We start from the raw sequence: 17,609 nt of genomic DNA on the forward strand, positions 1-17,609 counted from the left end.
GGAGAGAGGAACGCATGTACAAAATCATCCTGCCGGCATTGGCCATTTTGCTCGTCGCCCAATCCCCGGCCCATGCCATCAACGACAAGTACCGCAAACAGCTCGAGCAGTCCGGTTGCACTCAGGTCAGCGAGTTGGAGGGCTGCGATATCCACAAGAGCAAGGCCGAAAACGCCAAGGCCGGATTCGGCAAGCCGCAAGCACCGGCCGCTGGCGAAAAAACCACTGACCAGCCGAACGACGGCAAGGAGGGAGCGGCCCCGCCTGTCATGAAATGAAAAGCCATTGTCGCCTGATGAGAAGCGTCAAAACAGGCCTCGTCCTACAGTCCAATCAGCGCAATTCGATGCAACACGCCCATATTGCAGATTGGAGAATAAGAAAAATGGCCAAAGCCGTACGCTTTTATGAAACCGGTGGTCCCGAAGTTCTACGTTACGAGGACGTCGAAGTCGGCGAACCCGGTCCAGGCCAGGTTCGTCTGCGTCATGTGGCGGTTGGCTTGAACTACGCCGACACCTATTTCCGTAACGGTACCTATCCGATTCCTCTGCCTAATGGCATGGGCGTCGAGGCTTCCGGCGTGGTCCAGGCCGTTGGTGAAGGGGTCACCAACGTCGAAGTCGGTGACCGCGTCACCTACACCGGTTTTCTCAATACCCTCGGCGCCTACAGCACCGAGCGCCTGATCCCGGCCGCGCCGCTGATCAAGCTGCCGGAAACCATCAGCTTCGAAACCGCCGCCGCCATGACCATGCGCGGTTTGACGTCTTCGTACCTGATGCGCCGCATATACGACTTCAAGGCCGGCGACACCATCCTGCTGCACGCCGCTGCCGGCGGTGTCGGCCTGATCGTTTCGCAGTGGGCCAAGTTGCTGGGCCTGAACGTGATCGGCACGGTTTCGACCGAGCAAAAGGCGGAAATCGCCCGGGCTCACGGTTGCGACCATACGATCAATTACAGCCATGAAGACGTCGCCGCTCGCGTTCGCGAACTGACCGACGGCGTGGGCGTCAACGTGGTGTTCGACAGTGTCGGCAAGAACACCTTCATGGGTTCGCTGGATTCGTTGAAACCCCGTGGCCTGATGGTCTGCGTGGGTACCGCATCCGGACCGATCCCGGCGTTCGACCCGGTGATGCTGGCGATGAAAGGTTCGCTGTACCTGACCCGTCCTGCCTTGGCCAACTACATCAGCGACCCGGCCGAAAAAGCCGCCCTGGCTGGCGAGTTGTTCGACCACGTCGGCAGCGGCCGGATCAAGATCGAGATCAACCAGCACTACGCCTTGCAGGACGCGGTGCAGGCCCATCGCGACCTTGAATCGCGCAAGACGACCGGTTCTTCGATTTTCGTCGTTTAAGGAGCGGCCAGCCATGAAAGTCGAACAATTGACCTGCAGCATTGGCGCCGAACTGATCGGCGTCAACCTGGCCGACGCGGTGCATGACGACGGTCTGTTTGCCGAGATTCGTGCCCAGTTGCTCAAGCACCGCGTGGTGTTCCTGCGCGATCAGGACATCACCCGCGCCGAGCACGTGGCCTTCGCCCGACGTTTCGGCGAGCTGGAAGATCATCCGGTGGCCGGCAGTGATCCGGATCATCCGGGACTGGTGCGGATCTACAAGAATCCGGACCAGCCGATGGACCGCTACGAAAACGCCTGGCATACCGACGCTACCTGGCGCGAAGCACCGCCGATGGGCTGCGTGCTGCGTTGCGTGGAATGCCCGCCAGTGGGCGGCGACACCATGTGGACCAACATGGTCCAGGCCTATGCGAACTTGCCGGAAGAGGTAAAGGTCAAGATCGCCGACCTGCGTGCCCGCCACAGCATCGAAGCGAGCTTCGGTGCGGCGATGCCGATTGAAAAACGCCTGGCGCTCAAGGCGATGTACCCGGACGCCGAACACCCGGTGGTGCGCACCCATCCGGAAACCGGCGAGAAGGTGCTGTTCGTCAACGCCTTCACCACCCACTTCAGCAACTACCACACCCCTGAGCGGGTGCGCTTCGGCCAGGACGCCAACCCTGGCGCCGGCGAGTTGCTGCGCTACCTGATCAGTCAGGCGTACATCCCCGAGTATCAGGTGCGCTGGCGCTGGAAGCCGAACAGCATCGCCATCTGGGACAACCGCAGTACCCAGCATTACGCCGTCATGGATTACCCGCCCTGCCATCGCAAGATGGAACGTGCCGGGATCATCGGCGACAAGACGTTCTGATCGAACGCCACCTGCATTCGCACTCGTAAGCACGCTTACCCGGCACGACCCCGGGTGGGCGGGACAATCATAAGAACTGGAGTAGACCATGCAATTCTTCGACGACTCGCTGCACCCGGAAAACATGGAAAAGGTAGTCATCACCGTGGCCCCGTACGGCCCGGAGTGGATGCCGGAAGACTTCCCGGAAGACATCCCGCTGACCATGGACGAGCAAGTCCAGAAAGCGGTCGAATGCTATGAAGCCGGCGCCACGGTTCTGCACTTGCACGTGCGTGAACTGGACGGCAAGGGCTCCAAGCGCCTGTCGAAATTCAACGAGCTGATCGCCGGTGTGCGTGAAGCCGTGCCGGACATGATCATCCAGGTCGGCGGTTCGATTTCCTTCGCCCCGGAAAGCGACGGTGAAGCGGCCAAGTGGCTGTCCGACGACACTCGCCACATGCTGGCCGAGCTGACCCCCAAGCCGGATCAGGTCACCGTGGCGATCAACACCACCCAGATGAACATCATGGAGTTGCTGTATCCGGAATACCTGGAAGGCACCTCCCTGGCCAACCCGATGTTCCAGGCCGCCTACAGCGAAATGACCGTGCCGGCAGGCCCGGCCTGGGTTGCCGAGCACCTCAAGCGCCTGACGGAGAACGGCATCCAGCCGCACTTCCAGTTGACCGGCATGCACGCCATGGAAACCCTCGAGCGCCTGGTGCGCAGGGGCATCTACAAGGGCCCGCTGAACCTGACCTGGATCGGCATCGGCGGCGGCTTCGACGGCCCGAACCCGTTCAACTTCTTCAACTTCATCCACCGCGCGCCGGACGGTTGCACCCTGACCTCCGAATCGCTGCTCAAGAACGTCATGCCGTTCAACACCATGTCGATGGCCATGGGCATGCACCCGCGCGTGGGCAATGAAGACACTATCATTGATCACAAGGGCGATCGTTTCGGCTCGGTGGCACAGATCCAGCAAACCGTGCGCATCGCCCACGAACTGGGCCGTGAAATCGCCACCGGCAAAGAAGCCCGCGAGATCTACCGCATCGGCGTGCAGTACGAAACCATCGAAGAAACCCTGTTGGCCAACGGCATGGCCCCCAACCGCAAGGCTGGGCAAAAAGGTGTACCGCAACGCGGTTGACCGAAGGTCGGGACGAGAGGCCGTGACCTCTCGTCCGCCTGACCGTTACACGCTTGATAACAAAAATAAAACAAAGCTCTTGAGGAGGCTGCATGGCCTTTCACCCAATAGCCGCTGACGATGACGACTCCAGCGGAGTCGGCGTTGCGCGCCAATATGCCTGGATCGTCTTTGCCTTGACGTTCGGCCTGTTGATTTCCGATTACATGTCGCGTCAGGTACTGAACGCGGTATTCCCCCTGCTCAAGACTGAGTGGGCGTTGAGCGACGGACAGCTGGGCCTGCTCAGCGGCATCGTAGCCCTGATGGTCGGCCTGCTGACGTTTCCCCTGTCGTTGATGGCCGACCGCTTCGGCCGGGTCAAGAGCCTGGCGCTGATGGCGTTCCTGTGGAGCGTGGCGACCCTGGGTTGCGCGCTGGCGCAGGACTACCAGCAGATGTTCATCGCACGGTTCATGGTCGGTGTCGGCGAAGCCGCCTACGGCAGCGTGGGCATCGCGGTGGTGATTTCGGTGTTCCCCAAACACATGCGGGCCACCCTGGCCAGTGCCTTCATGGCGGGCGGGATGTTCGGTTCGGTGTTGGGCATGGCGTTGGGTGGTGCGATTGCCGCCAAGCTCGGTTGGCGCTGGTCGTTCGCCGGCATGTCGTTGTTTGGCCTGGTGCTGGCTTTGCTTTATCCGCTCATCGTCAAGGAAGCGCGCATTGCGCCACAACGCGCCGCGCAGATTGCGAACAAGACGGCTGCCGCGGTCAAGCGTCCGCTGCGCACGCTGTGGTCCAGCCGTTCGGTGGTGTCGACCTACATCGCCAGCGGCTTGCAGTTGTTCGTCGGCGGCACGGTGATGGTGTGGATTCCCAGCTACCTCAACCGCTACTACGACATGCCCACCGACAAGGCCGGCGGCATGGCGGCGATCATCGTGTTGTGCAGCGGTGCGGGCATGATCCTGTGCGGCATGCTCAGCGATCGCCTGTGTCGCAATTCGCCGGAGCGCAAGGTCAGCCTGGCCATCGGTTTCTGCCTGGGTAGTTGCCTGCTGTTGTCGGCGGCGTTTGCCTTGCCGGCAGGGCCAGTGCAACTGCTGCTGATCTGCCTGGGCATGGCGATTGCCACCGGCACCACCGGCCCCGCCGGCGCGATGGTTGCCAACCTGACCCATTACTCGGTGCACGGTACGGCGTTCGCCACGCTGACCCTGGCCAACAACATGCTGGGGCTGGCACCGGGACCGTTCATCACCGGCCGGGTGTCCGACCTCATCGGTCTGCATGCCGCGTTTCAACTGGTGCCACTGGTCAGCCTCGCGGCGGCGGCGGTGTTCTTTTATGCCAAGTGTCATTACCACAGAGATATTGCCCGGCTTCAGGGTCAGAGCGTGCCTGACCCTGTCAGTGAAGCGGGTTTAGAGGTGAAGTTGTGAGTCGTCGTTTACGTATTGATGTGTTTTTCGATTTTATCTGCCCCTGGTGCCTGATCGGCAAACGCCAACTGGAGCATGCGCAGGTGCAGTTTCGCAGTCGTCACCCGGACGTGCAGATCACCACGGTGTGGCATGGCGTGCAGTTGTTGCCTCAGATTCCGGTAGAGGGTGAACCCTTTGCCGACTTCTACCGCAAGCGCCTGGGCAATGCCGACGCCATGACCATGCGCCAGAAGCAGGTCCAGCAGGCGGCCAGTGCGGTTGGCCTGGCCATCGACCTCAGCCGCATCGAGACGATGCCCAATACCGCGGACGCCCATCGATTGTTCGAGCGTGTCAGCGAACTGGGCAATGCCAGTCAGCGTGAAATGCTGCTCGAACGACTGTTCGCCGCTTATTTCCAGAGACGTGAAAACCTCGGTTGCCGCGAGACCTTGCTGGGCATTGCCCGCTCCTGCGGCGTCGCTCCGGAAGGGCTGCTCGATTGCCTGAAGGGCGATGCCACGCCGTTCGAAGGATCTCCCGGCGCGACCAGTGGCGTGCCGAGCTTCAAGTTCGACAACCGCATGACGGTGATCGGTGCACAACCTGCTCAGGCGCTGCTCGGGGCCATGAACGAGGCCCTCAAGGAAAGTGATCGCGAGCGGCAGCCAGCATGACCCGGCGCATTCCCGTGCCGGCCGGCAAACACCCGCAGGCCGGTGGCCGGGCGCTGTTCGAATTCGAGGACAAAAGCCTGGCGTTGTTCAACGTCGACGGGCAGCTGTTTGCCATCGACGACAGTTGCCCGCATCAGGGCGCTTCGCTGTGTGGCGGGCGCCTTGAGGGCCGGGTGATTCAATGCTGCGCCCATGGCCTGCGCTTCGATTTGCACAGCGGTTATTTGCTCAACTCCAGGCAAGTCAAAGTCACCAACTACCCGGTCGAGATCATCGACGGCCAGGCGTTTATCGTCATCGTTTCCGAGGAGGCCGCGCCATGATCGCCATTGCTCTCACCCGCATCCACAGTCGCACGCGCGAACTGGCACCGGGGTTTATCGTCAGCCTGATCGTGGCGGCCGCCGCGTCGTTCCTGTCCGAGCACTACGGTGCGCCGGTCATGCTGTTCGCCCTGCTGTTGGGCATGGCCCTGAATTTTCTCGCCGATGACGGACCGTGCAAGGCCGGTATCGAGTTCACCGCCCGCACGGTGCTGCGCATTGGCGTGGCGCTGCTGGGCATGCGCATCACCCTGGAGCAAATGGCCGCGCTGGGCTGGAAGCCGATCGCGCTGGTGGTGATTCTGGTGGTGGTGACCATCAGCGTGTCTGTGATCGCCGCCAAGGCCCTGGGGTTCCAGCGCCTGTTCGGCATGCTCACCGGCGGCGCGACCGCCATCTGTGGCGCCTCGGCGGCCCTGGCACTGGCAGCGGCGCTGCCGAACCATCCGCAGAAAGAGCGCGCCACACTGTTCACTGTGATCGGCGTCTCGGCGCTGTCTACCCTGGCGATGATCGTCTACCCGATGATCGCCAACTGGCTGCAGTTGTCGCCGCAGGTGGCGGGCGTGTTCCTCGGCGCCACGATCCACGACGTGGCCCAGGTGGTCGGTGCCGGCTACAGCATGTCGACCGAGACCGGCGACACGGCCACGGTGGTCAAGCTGATGCGCGTTGCCATGCTGCTGCCGGTGATCGTCACCGCCGCCATGATCACCCGCATGCAAGGCGCCGACCCGACCGGCAAGCGCCCGCCGCTGTTGCCGTGGTTCGCCGTCGGCTTTCTGATCCTGGCCTGCATCAACAGCACTGGATGGATAGCGCCTGCGGTGCAAGGCACGGTCAACGAACTGTCGCGCTGGTGCCTGGTGATTTCCATCAGTGCCCTGGGCATGAAGACCCGCTTGCGCGAGCTGGCGGCGGTCGGGATCAAACCGATCCTGCTGATGGTCGGTGAGACCGTGTTCCTCGTCGTGCTGGTGTTGTTGCTACTGCGCTGGGGGCTCTGAACGCCTCGTCACGCACAGGTTTTATGGCAGGGCCACACGGCGTTGACTCCTCATGCCGTGGGGCTCTCGACCGGTGTCAAAAACACCGGTCTTTCGCGGCGACTGTACCAGCAGTCGCCGTTTTTTTTGTTTTCACCGGTTTGGACTAGGACGCGGTCCCTTGTGGGAGCTGGCCTGCCAGCGGTGGTCGTCAACGATAACGCGGGTGAACTGGATGAACGCGGCGCGCTGGAGTCCATCGCCAGCAGGCTGGCTCCTACAGTAGTTTCAGCGTGGGCAGGGTCCTTGTGGGAGCTGGCTTGCCAGCGATGGTCGTCAACGATAACGCGGGTGAACTGGATGAGCGCGGCGCACTGGAGTTCATCGCCAGCAAGCTGGCTCCTACAGTAGTTTCAGCGTGGGCAGGGTCCCCTGTGGGAGCTGGCTTGCCAGCGATGGTCGTCAACGATAACGCGGGTGAACTGGATGAACGCGGCGCACTGGAGTCCATCGCCGGCAAGCTGGCTCCTACAGTTTTATCGTGGGCACGGTCCCTTGTGGGAGCTGGCTTGCCGGCGATTGAAGGCGCAGCCGTCGTCGGCGTTGCAGGGTGCGCACGTTCATGCCCTGGCTTCACCTGTAATTTCTGACAGTAGACGCTGGCCGACCGCGAATGTTATCCAGAGCCGATGAACAATTCCTCTGTGCATCACGCCACGCCGACCCTCGCGGTCATGGATTCGCGAGGGCTGGCTGTGTGTGGCGTGGCCTACTGGCGCGCGGCGGTCGGACAAACGCCCGAGGCGCGGGTCACGCGGCAGGTGTTCGATGGGGCGGGGCGTGGGGTTGAGCAGTGGGATGCGCGGTTGCCGGTTCCGGCGATGGGTCATGGTTTCAGCCTGGCGGGGGCTGTGCTGGCGACGGATAGCGTCGATGCCGGTTGGCGGGTGTTTCTGCTGGGGCAGGCCGGTGAAACCCTGAGCCAGTGGGACAGCCGAGGCTCGCGGCAGGACTTTGAATACGACACCTCGCTACGCCCGACGGCGGTGTTGGAGCAGGCACGTGGTGAGGCGGGGCGGGTGGTTGAGCGTTTCGAATATGGCGGTGCGCAGGTGGGGCCTGGCAACCCGTGCGGCCGCTTGATTCGCCACGACGATCCGGCCGGCACCCGGCATATGCCCGAGTACGATTTGCTGGGGCTGGCGCAAAGTGAAATCAGCCACTTTCTCACGGAGTTGGACACACCCGATTGGCCGCTGGACGAGTCGGCACGTGATGCATTACTTGAACCCGGGGCGGGGCTGGAGAGTCGCTGGTCTTACAGTCCGGCGGGGGATTTGTTGAGCCTCATCGATGCCAGCGACCACCGTCGGCGATTCGGTTACACCGTGGCTGGGCAGCTCAAGGAGGGCTGGCTGCAACCGGCGAATAGCCCGGCCCCCGGCCAGTGCCTGGTCCACGACATTCGCTACAACCCGAGCCATCAGGTCGAACGGGAAACCGCCGGCAACGGCGTGGTTACCGAAGCCGAGTACGCCCCCAGCGACGGGCGCTTGTTGCGTCTGGCCGCCGGGTTGCCGGGGGCGTCGCCCGTGCAGGATCTGAGTTACGAAGTCGATGCAGCTGGCAACATCGTGGGCATCAAGGACCACGCATTGCCGGTGCGCTTCTTCAAGAACCAGCGCATAGAGGCGCTGCGCACCTTCGACTATGACAGCCTCGGCCAGTTGATCGGCGCAACCGGTTGGGAAGCCGAGCGATCTTCGGTTTATCCCATCAGCCAGTATCGAACCTCAGCAGACCCCAACGCCGTAGTGAACTACCGCGAGGAGTACGACTACGACCCGGCCGGCAACATGACCGAACTGCGGCACCTCGGCGCGCAACCCTTCACCCGGCGCTGGGCCGTTGCCGCGAACAGCAATCGCAGCCTGCTCGAAGAGGATCAGCCGCTGGATTTCGACAACCACTTCGACCGCAATGGCAACCTGTGCTTCCTGCAGCGTGGCCAAGTCATGACCTGGGATTTGCGCAACCAACTGACCAGCGTGTCGCCGGTACAACGGGAGAATGAAGCTGACGACACCGAACGCTACCTCTATGGCGGCGGAGGCAAGCGCCTGCGCAAAGTCCGCACGGCCCTGACCGATGCTCGAACCGTGACCAGCGAAGTGCGCTACCTACCGGGACTGGAGATCCACCTTCACAACGGTACCCCGACGCACCAGGTGCTTGACCTAGAGGCCGGTCGCAATCGGGTGACATGGCTGCAAGGGCCGCAGGCGCCGACGTTCGCGCTGCGCTACCACCTGACCGACCATCTGGGCTCCGGCACGCTGGAACTCGACGCCCACGCCAATGTGCAAAGCCGGGAAGCCTATTACCCGTTCGGCGGCACGGCGTGGGAGGACCACAGCGACCAGAGCGGCGCCTGGAAAACCCTGCGTTATTCGGGCAAGGAGCGGGATGCAACCGGGTTGTATTACTACGGCTATCGGTATTTTGCGCCGTGGTTGAGTCGCTGGATCAATCCCGATCCGGCGGGGGCGGTGGATGGGTTGGATTTGTACTGTTTTGTTGGGAACTCGCCGGTGAGTTTTGCTGACAGTGATGGGCGGATGAGGGTGAAACTTAAAGATTTTATAGCCGCAGGTGGGGTGCCCCGTAGCCAAGAAGAGTTGGCGGAAGATGCCCGAAGGGCTATTTGGGGCGACATTCAACAAGGGCTTCAGGAGCTACAAGCCGATCCATCAGCACAGCCCCCTATCATTGGAAATAACGAAGGCGATTCCCAAAACTCGGATGATGTTCAACCGACTCCACCTCCATTAGCTTCACCGACACCGACACCGACACCGACACCGACACCGACACCGCTCGATCCGGCGCCTTCCATCCCCGGCTCGTCGGGTGCTCCATCCGGAGTGCCAAAAGGTCATGAATGCCCCACTTGCGGGAAGCTTATTTCAACTAAGGCAGGCCTTAAAAAACATCGAAAAACGCACGACCCTGAGCGGCCTTTTATCTGCGGGAAACCGGAATGTAAAGCATCGTTCAAGCGGAAAGGGGATCTCAATAGGCATCTGCGAACACATGCCAGCGAGCGGCCCTTTACTTGCGAGGTATGTCAGAAATCGTTCAGGCAGTCAGGGCATCTCGCCTCACATCTGCGAATGCATACCGGCGAGCGGCCCTTTCTCTGTGAGGTATGTCCGAAATCGTTCACGCGGAAAAGTATTCTTGCCGTACATCGGCGAATACATACCGGCGAGCGGCCCTTTACTTGCGAGGTATGTCAGAAATCGTACAGGCAGGGAGTGGATCTCAATAGACATCTGCTAACACATTCCGACGAGCGACCCTTTCACTGCAGTAAACTGGGATGTAACGAAAAATTTAGACTGTCACGTCAACTTCACCGGCATCTTCAATGGCATGCCATTTAGTTGCTGTTCAACGGCAGGTACCATATCGGGATTCCGATAGTCCCGTCGAATCAGGTTTCTTTCGGAACAACCTGCCCCACCGCATCCACCTGCACTTTCGCAGTCCCCTGCTTCTGAGCCCGCCACGTCGCCGGTGGCATCCCGAACTGGCTGATAAACCACCGCGTAAACGAACTCGCCATCGAATACCCAAGCATGTCGGCAATCCGGCTCAGCGAGTAATTCGGGTTGTCCAGGTAACGCAGCACCAGGTCTCGACGCACGTCGTTGATCACGTCGTTGAAGGCGCAGCCGTCGTCCTTGAGGCGGCGTTGCAGGGTGCGCACGTTCATGCCCTGGCTTCACCTGTAATTTCTGACAGTAGACGCTGGCCGACCGCGAATGTTATCCAGAGCCCATGAACAATCCCTCTGTGCATCACGCCACGCCCACCCTCGCGGTCATGGATTCGCGAGGGCTGGCTGTGCGCGGCGTGGGCTACTGGCGCTCACAGGCCGGACAAGCGCCGCAGGCGCGGGTGACGCGGCAGGTGTTCGATGCGGCGGGGCGTGGGGTCGAGCAGTGGGATGCGCGGTTGCCGGTTCCGGCGATGGGTCACGGTTTCAGCCTGACAGGGACTGTGCTGACGACGGATAACGTCGATGCCGGTTGGCGGGTGTTATTGCTGGGGCAGGGCGGTGAAACCCTGAGCCAGTGGGACAGCCGAGGCTCGCGGCAGGACTTTGAATACGACCCATCGCTACGCCCGACGGCGGTGTTGGAGCAGGCACGTGGTGAGGCGGGGCGGGTGGTCGAGCGTTTCGAATATGGCGGTGCGCAGGTGGGGCCTGGCAACCCGTGTGGCCGACTGATTCGTCACGACGATCCGGCCGGCACCCGGCATATGCCCGAGTACGATTTGCTGGGGCTGGCGCAAAGTGAAATCAGCCACTTTCTCACGGAACTGGACACACCCGATTGGCCGCTGGACGAGTCGGCACGTGATGCATTACTTGAATCCGGGGTGGGGCTGGAGAGTCACTGGTCTTACAGTCCGGCGGGGGATTTGCTGAGCCTCATCGATGCCAGCGGCCACCGTCGGCGATTCGGTTACACCGTGGCCGGGCAGCTCAAGGAGGGTTGGCTGCAACCGGCGAATAGCCCGGCACCCGGACAGTGCCTGGTCCACGATATTCGCTACAACCCGAGCCATCAGGTCGAACGCGAAACCGCCGGCAACGGCGTGGTCACCGAGGCCGAGTACGCCCCCAGCGACGGCCGTTTGCTGCGTTTGACCGCCGGGTTGCCTGGCGCGTCGCCCGTGCAGGATCTGAGTTACGAAGTCGATGCAGCTGGCAACATCGTGGGCATCAAGGACCACACATTGCCGGTGCGCTTCTTCAAGAACCAGCGCATTGAGGCGCTGCGCACCTTCGACTATGACAGCCTCGGTCAGTTGATCAGTGCCACGGGTTGGGAGGCCGAACGATCTTCGCTTTATCCCCTCGGCCACTATCGAACATCGCCGGACGCCAACGCCGTACGCAACTACCGGGAAGAATACGACTACGACCCGGCCGGCAACATGACCGAACTGCGGCACCTCGGCGCGCAACCATTTACCCGGCGCTGGACCGTCGCCGCGAACAGCAATCGCAGCCTGCTCGAAGAGGATCAGCCGCGGGATTTCGACAACCACTTCGACCGCAATGGCAACCTGTGCTTCCTGCAGCGTGGCCAAGCCATGACCTGGGATTTGCGCAACCAACTGACCAGCGTGTCGCCGGTACAACGGGAGAATGAAGCCGACGACACCGAACGCTACCTCTACGGCGGCGGGGGCAAGCGCCTGCGCAAAGTCCGCACAGCCCTGACCGATGCTCGAACCGTGACCAGCGAAGTGCGCTACCTGCCGGGACTGGAAATCCACCTTCACAACGGTACCCCGACGCACCAGGTGCTTGACCTGGAGGCCGGTCGCAATCGGGTGAAATGGCTGCAAGGGCCGCAGGCGCCGACGTTCGCGCTGCGCTACCACCTGACCGACCATCTGGGCTCCGGCACGCTGGAACTCGACGCCCACGCCAATGTGCAAAGCCGGGAAGCCTATTACCCGTTCGGCGGCACGGCGTGGGAGGACCACAGCGACCAGAGCGGCGCCTGGAAAACCCTGTGTTATTCGGGCAAGGAGCGGGATGCAACCGGGTTGTATTACTACGGGTATCGGTATTTTGCGCCGTGGTTGAGTCGGTGGATCAATCCGGACCCGGCGGGGGCGGTGGATGGGTTGAATTTGTATGGGTTTGTGGGTAATTCGCCGGTGGGGAGGGTGGATAGGGATGGACGGATGATGAATCCGACTGACCCCTCTCCTTTGGACATCTTGCAAATGGCTGTGGATGAAATACTCGTGAGACCTCCATTGAGCATCTTGCAAATGGATGTGGATGAAATACTCGCGAGACCGATGGATTCAGCTGAAGTTAACCGGATCGTAAGAGCACTGGATCCCATCCCTATGGATTTGGATCGAATACATGGAAGCCCGGTGGCTGAGGCATTTCTCGCCTTGGCGGGGGATCAAGAGCCTCGCAGCGTGGACGAAATTGAAGTCAACCCGCTGACTCCACCGCCAACGGTCGCTCCGGCGTCTGCCATCCCTGGCTCGTCGGGTGCTTCATCCGGAGTGCCAAATCGTCATGTCTGTCGCACCTGCGGCAGGTCTTATTCAAGCAAGGGAAACCTTAAAAAGCATCAAAGTAAGCATACCGGCGAGCGGCCCTTTCGCTGCCACTACCCGGAATGTGAGAAATCGTACATACGGAAAGAGCAACTCACCGTACATATTCGAAAACATACCGGCGAGCGGCCCTTTCGCTGCCTGTACCCGGGATGTAAGAAATCGTTCCCGCGGTTATGGAGCCTCACCGGACATAGTCAAACACATACTGGTGAGAAGCCTTATGTCTGTAATTTCCCGGATTGTGGTTCAGCGTTCGCAAAATCATCGAATCTCAAACGACATCATCGTAATACACATACTGGTTAGAACCCTTTTACCTGAGGTGAACCGGAATGTAGAGCAGCGTTCGATCAGCGAAAGTATCTCACCCTACATATTCGTGGAAAATATCCAATGTAGAGGCCTTTCCAAAAGCAAACCTCAAACACGACCGGCCATTGGTTGGCTAATGTTTGATCTACAGGACGAAGTGTCGATTCAAGCGTGAACGACTTAGACGCGAAGTAAAAAATGTCAGGATATCGGTAATCCAACCGAGTCAGGACTCTTTGGGAACAACCTGCCCCACCGCATCCACCTGCACTTTCGCAGCCCCCTGCTTCTGCGCCCGCCAAGTCGCCGGGGGCATCCCGAACTGACTGATAAACCACCGCGTAAACGAACTCGCCATCGAATACCCAAGCATGTCGGCAATCCGGCTCAGCGAGTAATTCGGGTTGTCCAGATAACGCAGCACCAGATCTCGACGCACGTCGTTGATCACGTCGTTGAAGGCGCAGCCGTCGTCCTTGAGGCGGCGTTGCAGGGTGCGCACGTTCATGCCCTGGCTCTGGGCGACCTGTTCGATGGTGGCGCGCCCCATGGGCAGCAGCAGGTAGATGGCCTTGCGTACTTCGAACAGCATCGAGGTGCCTTCGTGGCCCTGCAGCGAGTCGAGGTAGCTCTGGGCGTAGCGGGCCATGGCCGGGTCGGCGTTGGGGTTGGTCATGTCGAGGCTGATGTCGGGGCAGACGATGCCGTTGAACTCGCTGCCGAACTCCAGTTTGCAACCAAACAGCCGGCGGTGCAGGTGCAGGTTGTCCGGTGCCTGGTGCATGAAGTTGACGCTGTAGGGATGCCAGTGTGAGCCCAGCAGGGCCGAGCACAGCCGGAACATCACGCCGATGGCCAGCTCCGTGGCCTGGCGGCTGGGCATGGGCGTTTCGGTGACCACCTCTTCGCGAATGATCACCATCTTGCCAGCCTCTTCGATGAAGATGGCCAGCGAGTCGTTCATCAGGTGTCGGTAATCCACCACGACCTGCAAGGCATCGCGCAGGGTGCGCTGGTGGCTGAGCAGCAGGCTGACCACGCCGAAGTCCGAGAGCTGGCGCGACTCGGCCATGCTCAGGCCGAAGGTCTGGCAACCGCTGGCGGTGGCAGAGTCTTCCAGCAGGCGCACGGCGGCATCGATCTGGATGCGGTGTTCAGGGGCTTGCAGTTGGGTCCTGCTCAGGCCGACAGCGGCCAGCACGTCGCGCGGGTTGAAACCCAGGTACTGGGTGACCTCAAGGTAGTTGGTCAAGACGGCGGCGCGAACAAGCTTGGTCATGCGAGGGCTTCCCTGTGCCGGTGGTGATTGGCGTGAGCGTGGCGACTATATCCAGCGTATCAACAGTTGAACAGTTGTCATGTCGTCGATGGTTTTCATGCTGTGCGCTCATCCATCTTCTACGCTGCAGGGAGCCATCGGCGCTCATCCGTTGATTACAGTGACCCTGCGCCAACCTGCGGGGTTTTTAGACCGGCGGTCACGCGTCCGAGTGTCCGACAATTTGTCATCAAAAGAAAAGTGCCTGACGTCCAATGTAAAGCGCTTCGGGTGGGCGCTCTTTAATGTCGACCCTACAAAAAGCCCCTGGCGAAAACAGCCAGTCGAGTTATCGAGAAAGCGAAGGTGTTGACCGTGGACAAACTGCAAACTGCCGCCACCGTTCTGATCGTTCCAGGTCTGCGCGAGCACGTGGCCGAACATTGGCAAACGTTGCTGCAAGCCAGGCTGAGCAACGTGCGTAGCGTCCCGCCGCTGGAGACCGACAAGCTCGATTGCATGGCTCGCGTGCGGGCCATCCAGCACGAACTCGAGCAGATCGACGGGCCGGTGATTCTGGTGGCTCACAGTGCCGGCGTACTGATGGTCGCGCACTGGGCTACGCATTACAGCCGTCCGATCAAGGGCGCTCTGCTGGCCGCGCCACCGGACCTCGATGCGGTCTGGCCGGCAAACTATCCATCTTCCGAAACCCTGCGTAGCCAGGGCTGGAGTCCACTGCCACAAGGTCCGCTGCCATTTCGCAGCATCGTGGCCGGCAGCACCAACGATTACCTTGCCACGCTGCCTGCGGTCACCCGCATGGCAGAAGGCTGGGGCGCCGAATTGCTCAATCTGGGCGATGTCGGTCACCTCAATCCGGCCGCAGGATTTGGCCACTGGCCACAAGCCGAAGCACTCATCCTGGAGCTGGACCGCTAGTACAAGGAGCTGGACTGGCAGTACGCCACCGGCATTTGCCCTCACTCCTTAAACGCAAACTCGAAGAGGTTTGCGTGAGGGCGGCTGCGCTAAAAACAAATACAAAAAGGCGGAGACAACGCAATGCACAACAACAAGAGTCATGGCTTCACCGCTCCACGCTACACCTTGCTGGCCTCGGCCATTCTCGCGGCAAGCGTACCGGTGGCCCATGGGGCCGAAATCGAGACGGGGAATCCGGACTGGAACGTACGGGTGGATAACACCATCAAGTACAACTACGGCGTGCGCACCGAAAGCGCCGACAAACGCATGTTGGGAACGCCGAACAACAACGACGGCGACTACAACTTCCGCAAGGCCGGCACCAACATCACCAACCGTATCGACCTGTTGACCGAAATGGACGTGGTCTACAAGAACGCCATGGGCTTTCGTGTCAGCGCCGCCAGTTGGTACGACAAGGCCTATGACAACACCGGCTCCAATTCCAACCCGTTCGTCAACGGCAACGATGCGCGTTCCGGCCTGATTGCCAACGACCCGCGCCTGGCCGGGGTCACCCACGACAACGTCGGCAACGGCAGCCCGCACCTGAGCAACTATGCCCAGCGCTACTACAGCGGTCCTTCCGGCGAAATCCTCGATGCCTTCGTGTTCTACAGCACCGAAGTGGGCGAGGAGTCGATGTTCAGCGTCAAGGCCGGCCAGCACAACGTGTTCTGGGGCGAGACCATTCTCAACCCGGTGCACTCGGTCAGCTATGGCCAGTCCGGCCTCGACCTGGCCAAGCTCGCCGCGTCGCCGGGTACCGAAGCCAAGGAGCTGTTTGTTCCGCGTAACCAGCTGTCGATGACGTTCACCGTCAATCCCGAGCTGACCGTGGGTGCCCAGTATTTCCTCAATTGGGATGCCGCGCGCCTGCCGGAAGCGGGCACCTATTACGGAGGTTCCGACCTGGTCGGCTTCGGTGCGCAATCGTTCCTGTTGGGCAACACCAACGCCGTGGTACCGGGCAGCCCGCTGGGTTGTGGCCTGGCGCCGTGCAACGCCTTGACCAATGTGCGTCGTGGCAAGGACCTGACACCGCATGACAGCGGCGACTGGGGCGTCATGGCCAAGTGGTCGCCGGCGTGGCTGGATGGCACCCTCGGCGTTTACTACCGCGAAACTTCGGAAATCCTGCCGCAAGCCTATCTGGACGCCAGGGGCATTACCTCGGCCAACCCGAACGGCACCCGCCCGGCGGGACAAGTGCCTGCGGTGATCAACACCCTCAATTCGCTGGACACCGCCACCTATCAACTGGCCTATGCCGACAACATCAAGATCCTTGGCCTGAGCCTGTCCAAGGATGTCGGCGGGATCAGCGTCGGTTCGGACCTGAACGTTCGCCACAACATGCCGCTGGCCAGCATCCCGGCGATCGTCAGTACCCGCAGCCCGCTGGGCCTGGGTCAAGGTCTGGGCCTGCTGCCTGCCCGTACGGACGCCACCGGTGTGGTCTACGACACCCCGAGCCGTGGCGACAGCATGAGCGCCACAGGCGACACCCTGCACTGGACGCTCAACGGTCTGATGACCCTGCCGAAAACGCCGGTGTTCGATCAGGCCACCGTGCTGGCCGAGCTGTACTACAGCAACCTGCTCAAGCTCGATAGCAAGAACGAAGCGCTCTACAAGGGCAAGGACAGCTATCGCGGCATCGACGCGCCGACCCGCGACAACTGGGGCCTGGCAGTCAACTTCACACCGACCTGGTACCAGGTGTTTCCCGGTGTCGATCTCAACGCACCGATGTCCGTCAACGTCGGTCTCGACGGTGTGTCGCCGGTCTCCGGTGGCGGGGCCAAGGACACCGGCAACTATGCCGTGGGCGTGGGCGCCATTGTGTACAACAAATACTTTGTCGACCTGAAGTACGTGGACTCCTTCGGCCAGACCGACAAGTGCAACGTCAGCGGTGTGAGCACCGGCCCGAACGGCGGCGACGGCTCCACCCCGAACGCCTTCAGCGGCAACGAAAACTACGCCTGCTACGCCGGCGGCTACTCGTCCTTCTCCGGAGGGGGTGCCACGACCGAGGACCGTGGCGCCGTGTACCTGACGATGAAAACAACATTCTGATTCACCACTGATTTGCTCAATGCAAGCAGGAGAATAACAAG

General features: G+C 61.2%; 13 protein-coding genes and 1 pseudogene. 12 read left to right on the forward strand and 2 right to left on the reverse strand.

Annotated features, from left to right (window positions below):
* Nucleotides 1-14 precede the first annotated feature (14 nt).
* The 9 genes from ACEN83_RS04190 (at nucleotide 15) to ACEN83_RS04230 (ending at nucleotide 10,207) form a co-directional block, all read left to right on the forward strand.
* The gene (locus tag ACEN83_RS04190; RefSeq protein ID WP_495579578.1) at nucleotides 15-278 is read left to right on the forward strand and encodes a hypothetical protein; all 264 of its coding nucleotides are present in this window, start codon (nucleotides 15-17) and stop codon (nucleotides 276-278) included.
* Nucleotides 279-385: 107 nt separating this feature from the next.
* The gene (locus tag ACEN83_RS04195; protein ID WP_116581051.1) at nucleotides 386-1,366 is read left to right on the forward strand and encodes a quinone oxidoreductase family protein; all 981 of its coding nucleotides are present in this window, start codon (nucleotides 386-388) and stop codon (nucleotides 1,364-1,366) included.
* Between the two features lie 13 nt (nucleotides 1,367-1,379).
* Nucleotides 1,380-2,228, forward strand: a complete 849-nt coding sequence (locus tag ACEN83_RS04200) for a TauD/TfdA dioxygenase family protein (protein ID WP_102701059.1) — start codon at nucleotides 1,380-1,382, stop codon at nucleotides 2,226-2,228.
* An 88-nt stretch (nucleotides 2,229-2,316) separates the two neighbouring features.
* Entirely contained in the window at nucleotides 2,317-3,369 is a 1,053-nt protein-coding gene (locus ACEN83_RS04205; protein ID WP_116581052.1) for a beta-keto acid cleavage family enzyme, read from the forward strand.
* A gap of 92 nt (nucleotides 3,370-3,461) precedes the next feature.
* Entirely contained in the window at nucleotides 3,462-4,793 is a 1,332-nt protein-coding gene (locus ACEN83_RS04210; protein ID WP_495579579.1) for an MFS transporter, read from the forward strand.
* The gene (locus ACEN83_RS04215) at nucleotides 4,790-5,452 is read left to right on the forward strand and encodes a DsbA family oxidoreductase (protein WP_116581053.1); all 663 of its coding nucleotides are present in this window, start codon (nucleotides 4,790-4,792) and stop codon (nucleotides 5,450-5,452) included. The genes ACEN83_RS04210 and ACEN83_RS04215 overlap by 4 nt, the downstream gene beginning before the upstream one ends.
* Entirely contained in the window at nucleotides 5,449-5,775 is a 327-nt protein-coding gene (locus ACEN83_RS04220) for a Rieske (2Fe-2S) protein (RefSeq protein ID WP_015093598.1), read from the forward strand. The genes ACEN83_RS04215 and ACEN83_RS04220 overlap by 4 nt, the downstream gene beginning before the upstream one ends.
* Nucleotides 5,772-6,782, forward strand: coding sequence for a YeiH family protein (locus ACEN83_RS04225; RefSeq protein WP_495579580.1), 1,011 nt, complete (start codon nucleotides 5,772-5,774; stop codon nucleotides 6,780-6,782). The genes ACEN83_RS04220 and ACEN83_RS04225 overlap by 4 nt, the downstream gene beginning before the upstream one ends.
* A gap of 668 nt (nucleotides 6,783-7,450) precedes the next feature.
* Nucleotides 7,451-10,207 (forward strand): C2H2-type zinc finger protein, encoded by a 2,757-nt coding sequence (locus ACEN83_RS04230; protein WP_495579581.1) that lies wholly within the window; start codon nucleotides 7,451-7,453, stop codon nucleotides 10,205-10,207.
* A gap of 50 nt (nucleotides 10,208-10,257) precedes the next feature.
* Here ACEN83_RS04230 and ACEN83_RS04235 read toward each other — a convergent pair.
* Nucleotides 10,258-10,548, reverse strand: a pseudogene (locus tag ACEN83_RS04235) (helix-turn-helix domain-containing protein); the annotation flags it as partial.
* 56 nt (nucleotides 10,549-10,604) lie between these two features.
* On the opposite strand from ACEN83_RS04235, the gene ACEN83_RS04240 reads away from it, so the two are divergent.
* A complete protein-coding gene (locus tag ACEN83_RS04240; protein WP_495579582.1) occupies nucleotides 10,605-13,235 on the forward strand; it encodes an RHS repeat-associated core domain-containing protein in 2,631 nt (876 codons plus the stop codon).
* Between the two features lie 232 nt (nucleotides 13,236-13,467).
* On the opposite strand, the gene ACEN83_RS04245 is transcribed toward ACEN83_RS04240, so the two are convergent.
* Nucleotides 13,468-14,520, reverse strand: a complete 1,053-nt coding sequence (locus ACEN83_RS04245; RefSeq protein WP_495579583.1) for an AraC family transcriptional regulator — start codon at nucleotides 14,518-14,520, stop codon at nucleotides 13,468-13,470.
* Between the two features lie 354 nt (nucleotides 14,521-14,874).
* Here ACEN83_RS04245 and ACEN83_RS04250 point away from each other — a divergent pair, with 354 nt between their 5' ends.
* Together ACEN83_RS04250 and ACEN83_RS04255 are read left to right on the forward strand one after the other, a co-directional pair.
* Nucleotides 14,875-15,441 (forward strand): RBBP9/YdeN family alpha/beta hydrolase, encoded by a 567-nt coding sequence (locus ACEN83_RS04250; protein ID WP_495579584.1) that lies wholly within the window; start codon nucleotides 14,875-14,877, stop codon nucleotides 15,439-15,441.
* A 123-nt stretch (nucleotides 15,442-15,564) separates the two neighbouring features.
* Nucleotides 15,565-17,568 carry a DUF1302 domain-containing protein gene (locus ACEN83_RS04255; protein ID WP_116581055.1) on the forward strand — a complete coding sequence of 668 codons (2,004 nt, stop codon included), beginning with the start codon at nucleotides 15,565-15,567 and terminating at the stop codon, nucleotides 17,566-17,568.
* Nucleotides 17,569-17,609: the final 41 nt, after the last annotated feature.

Source organism: Pseudomonas sp. Pseusp49, assembly GCF_059491875.1.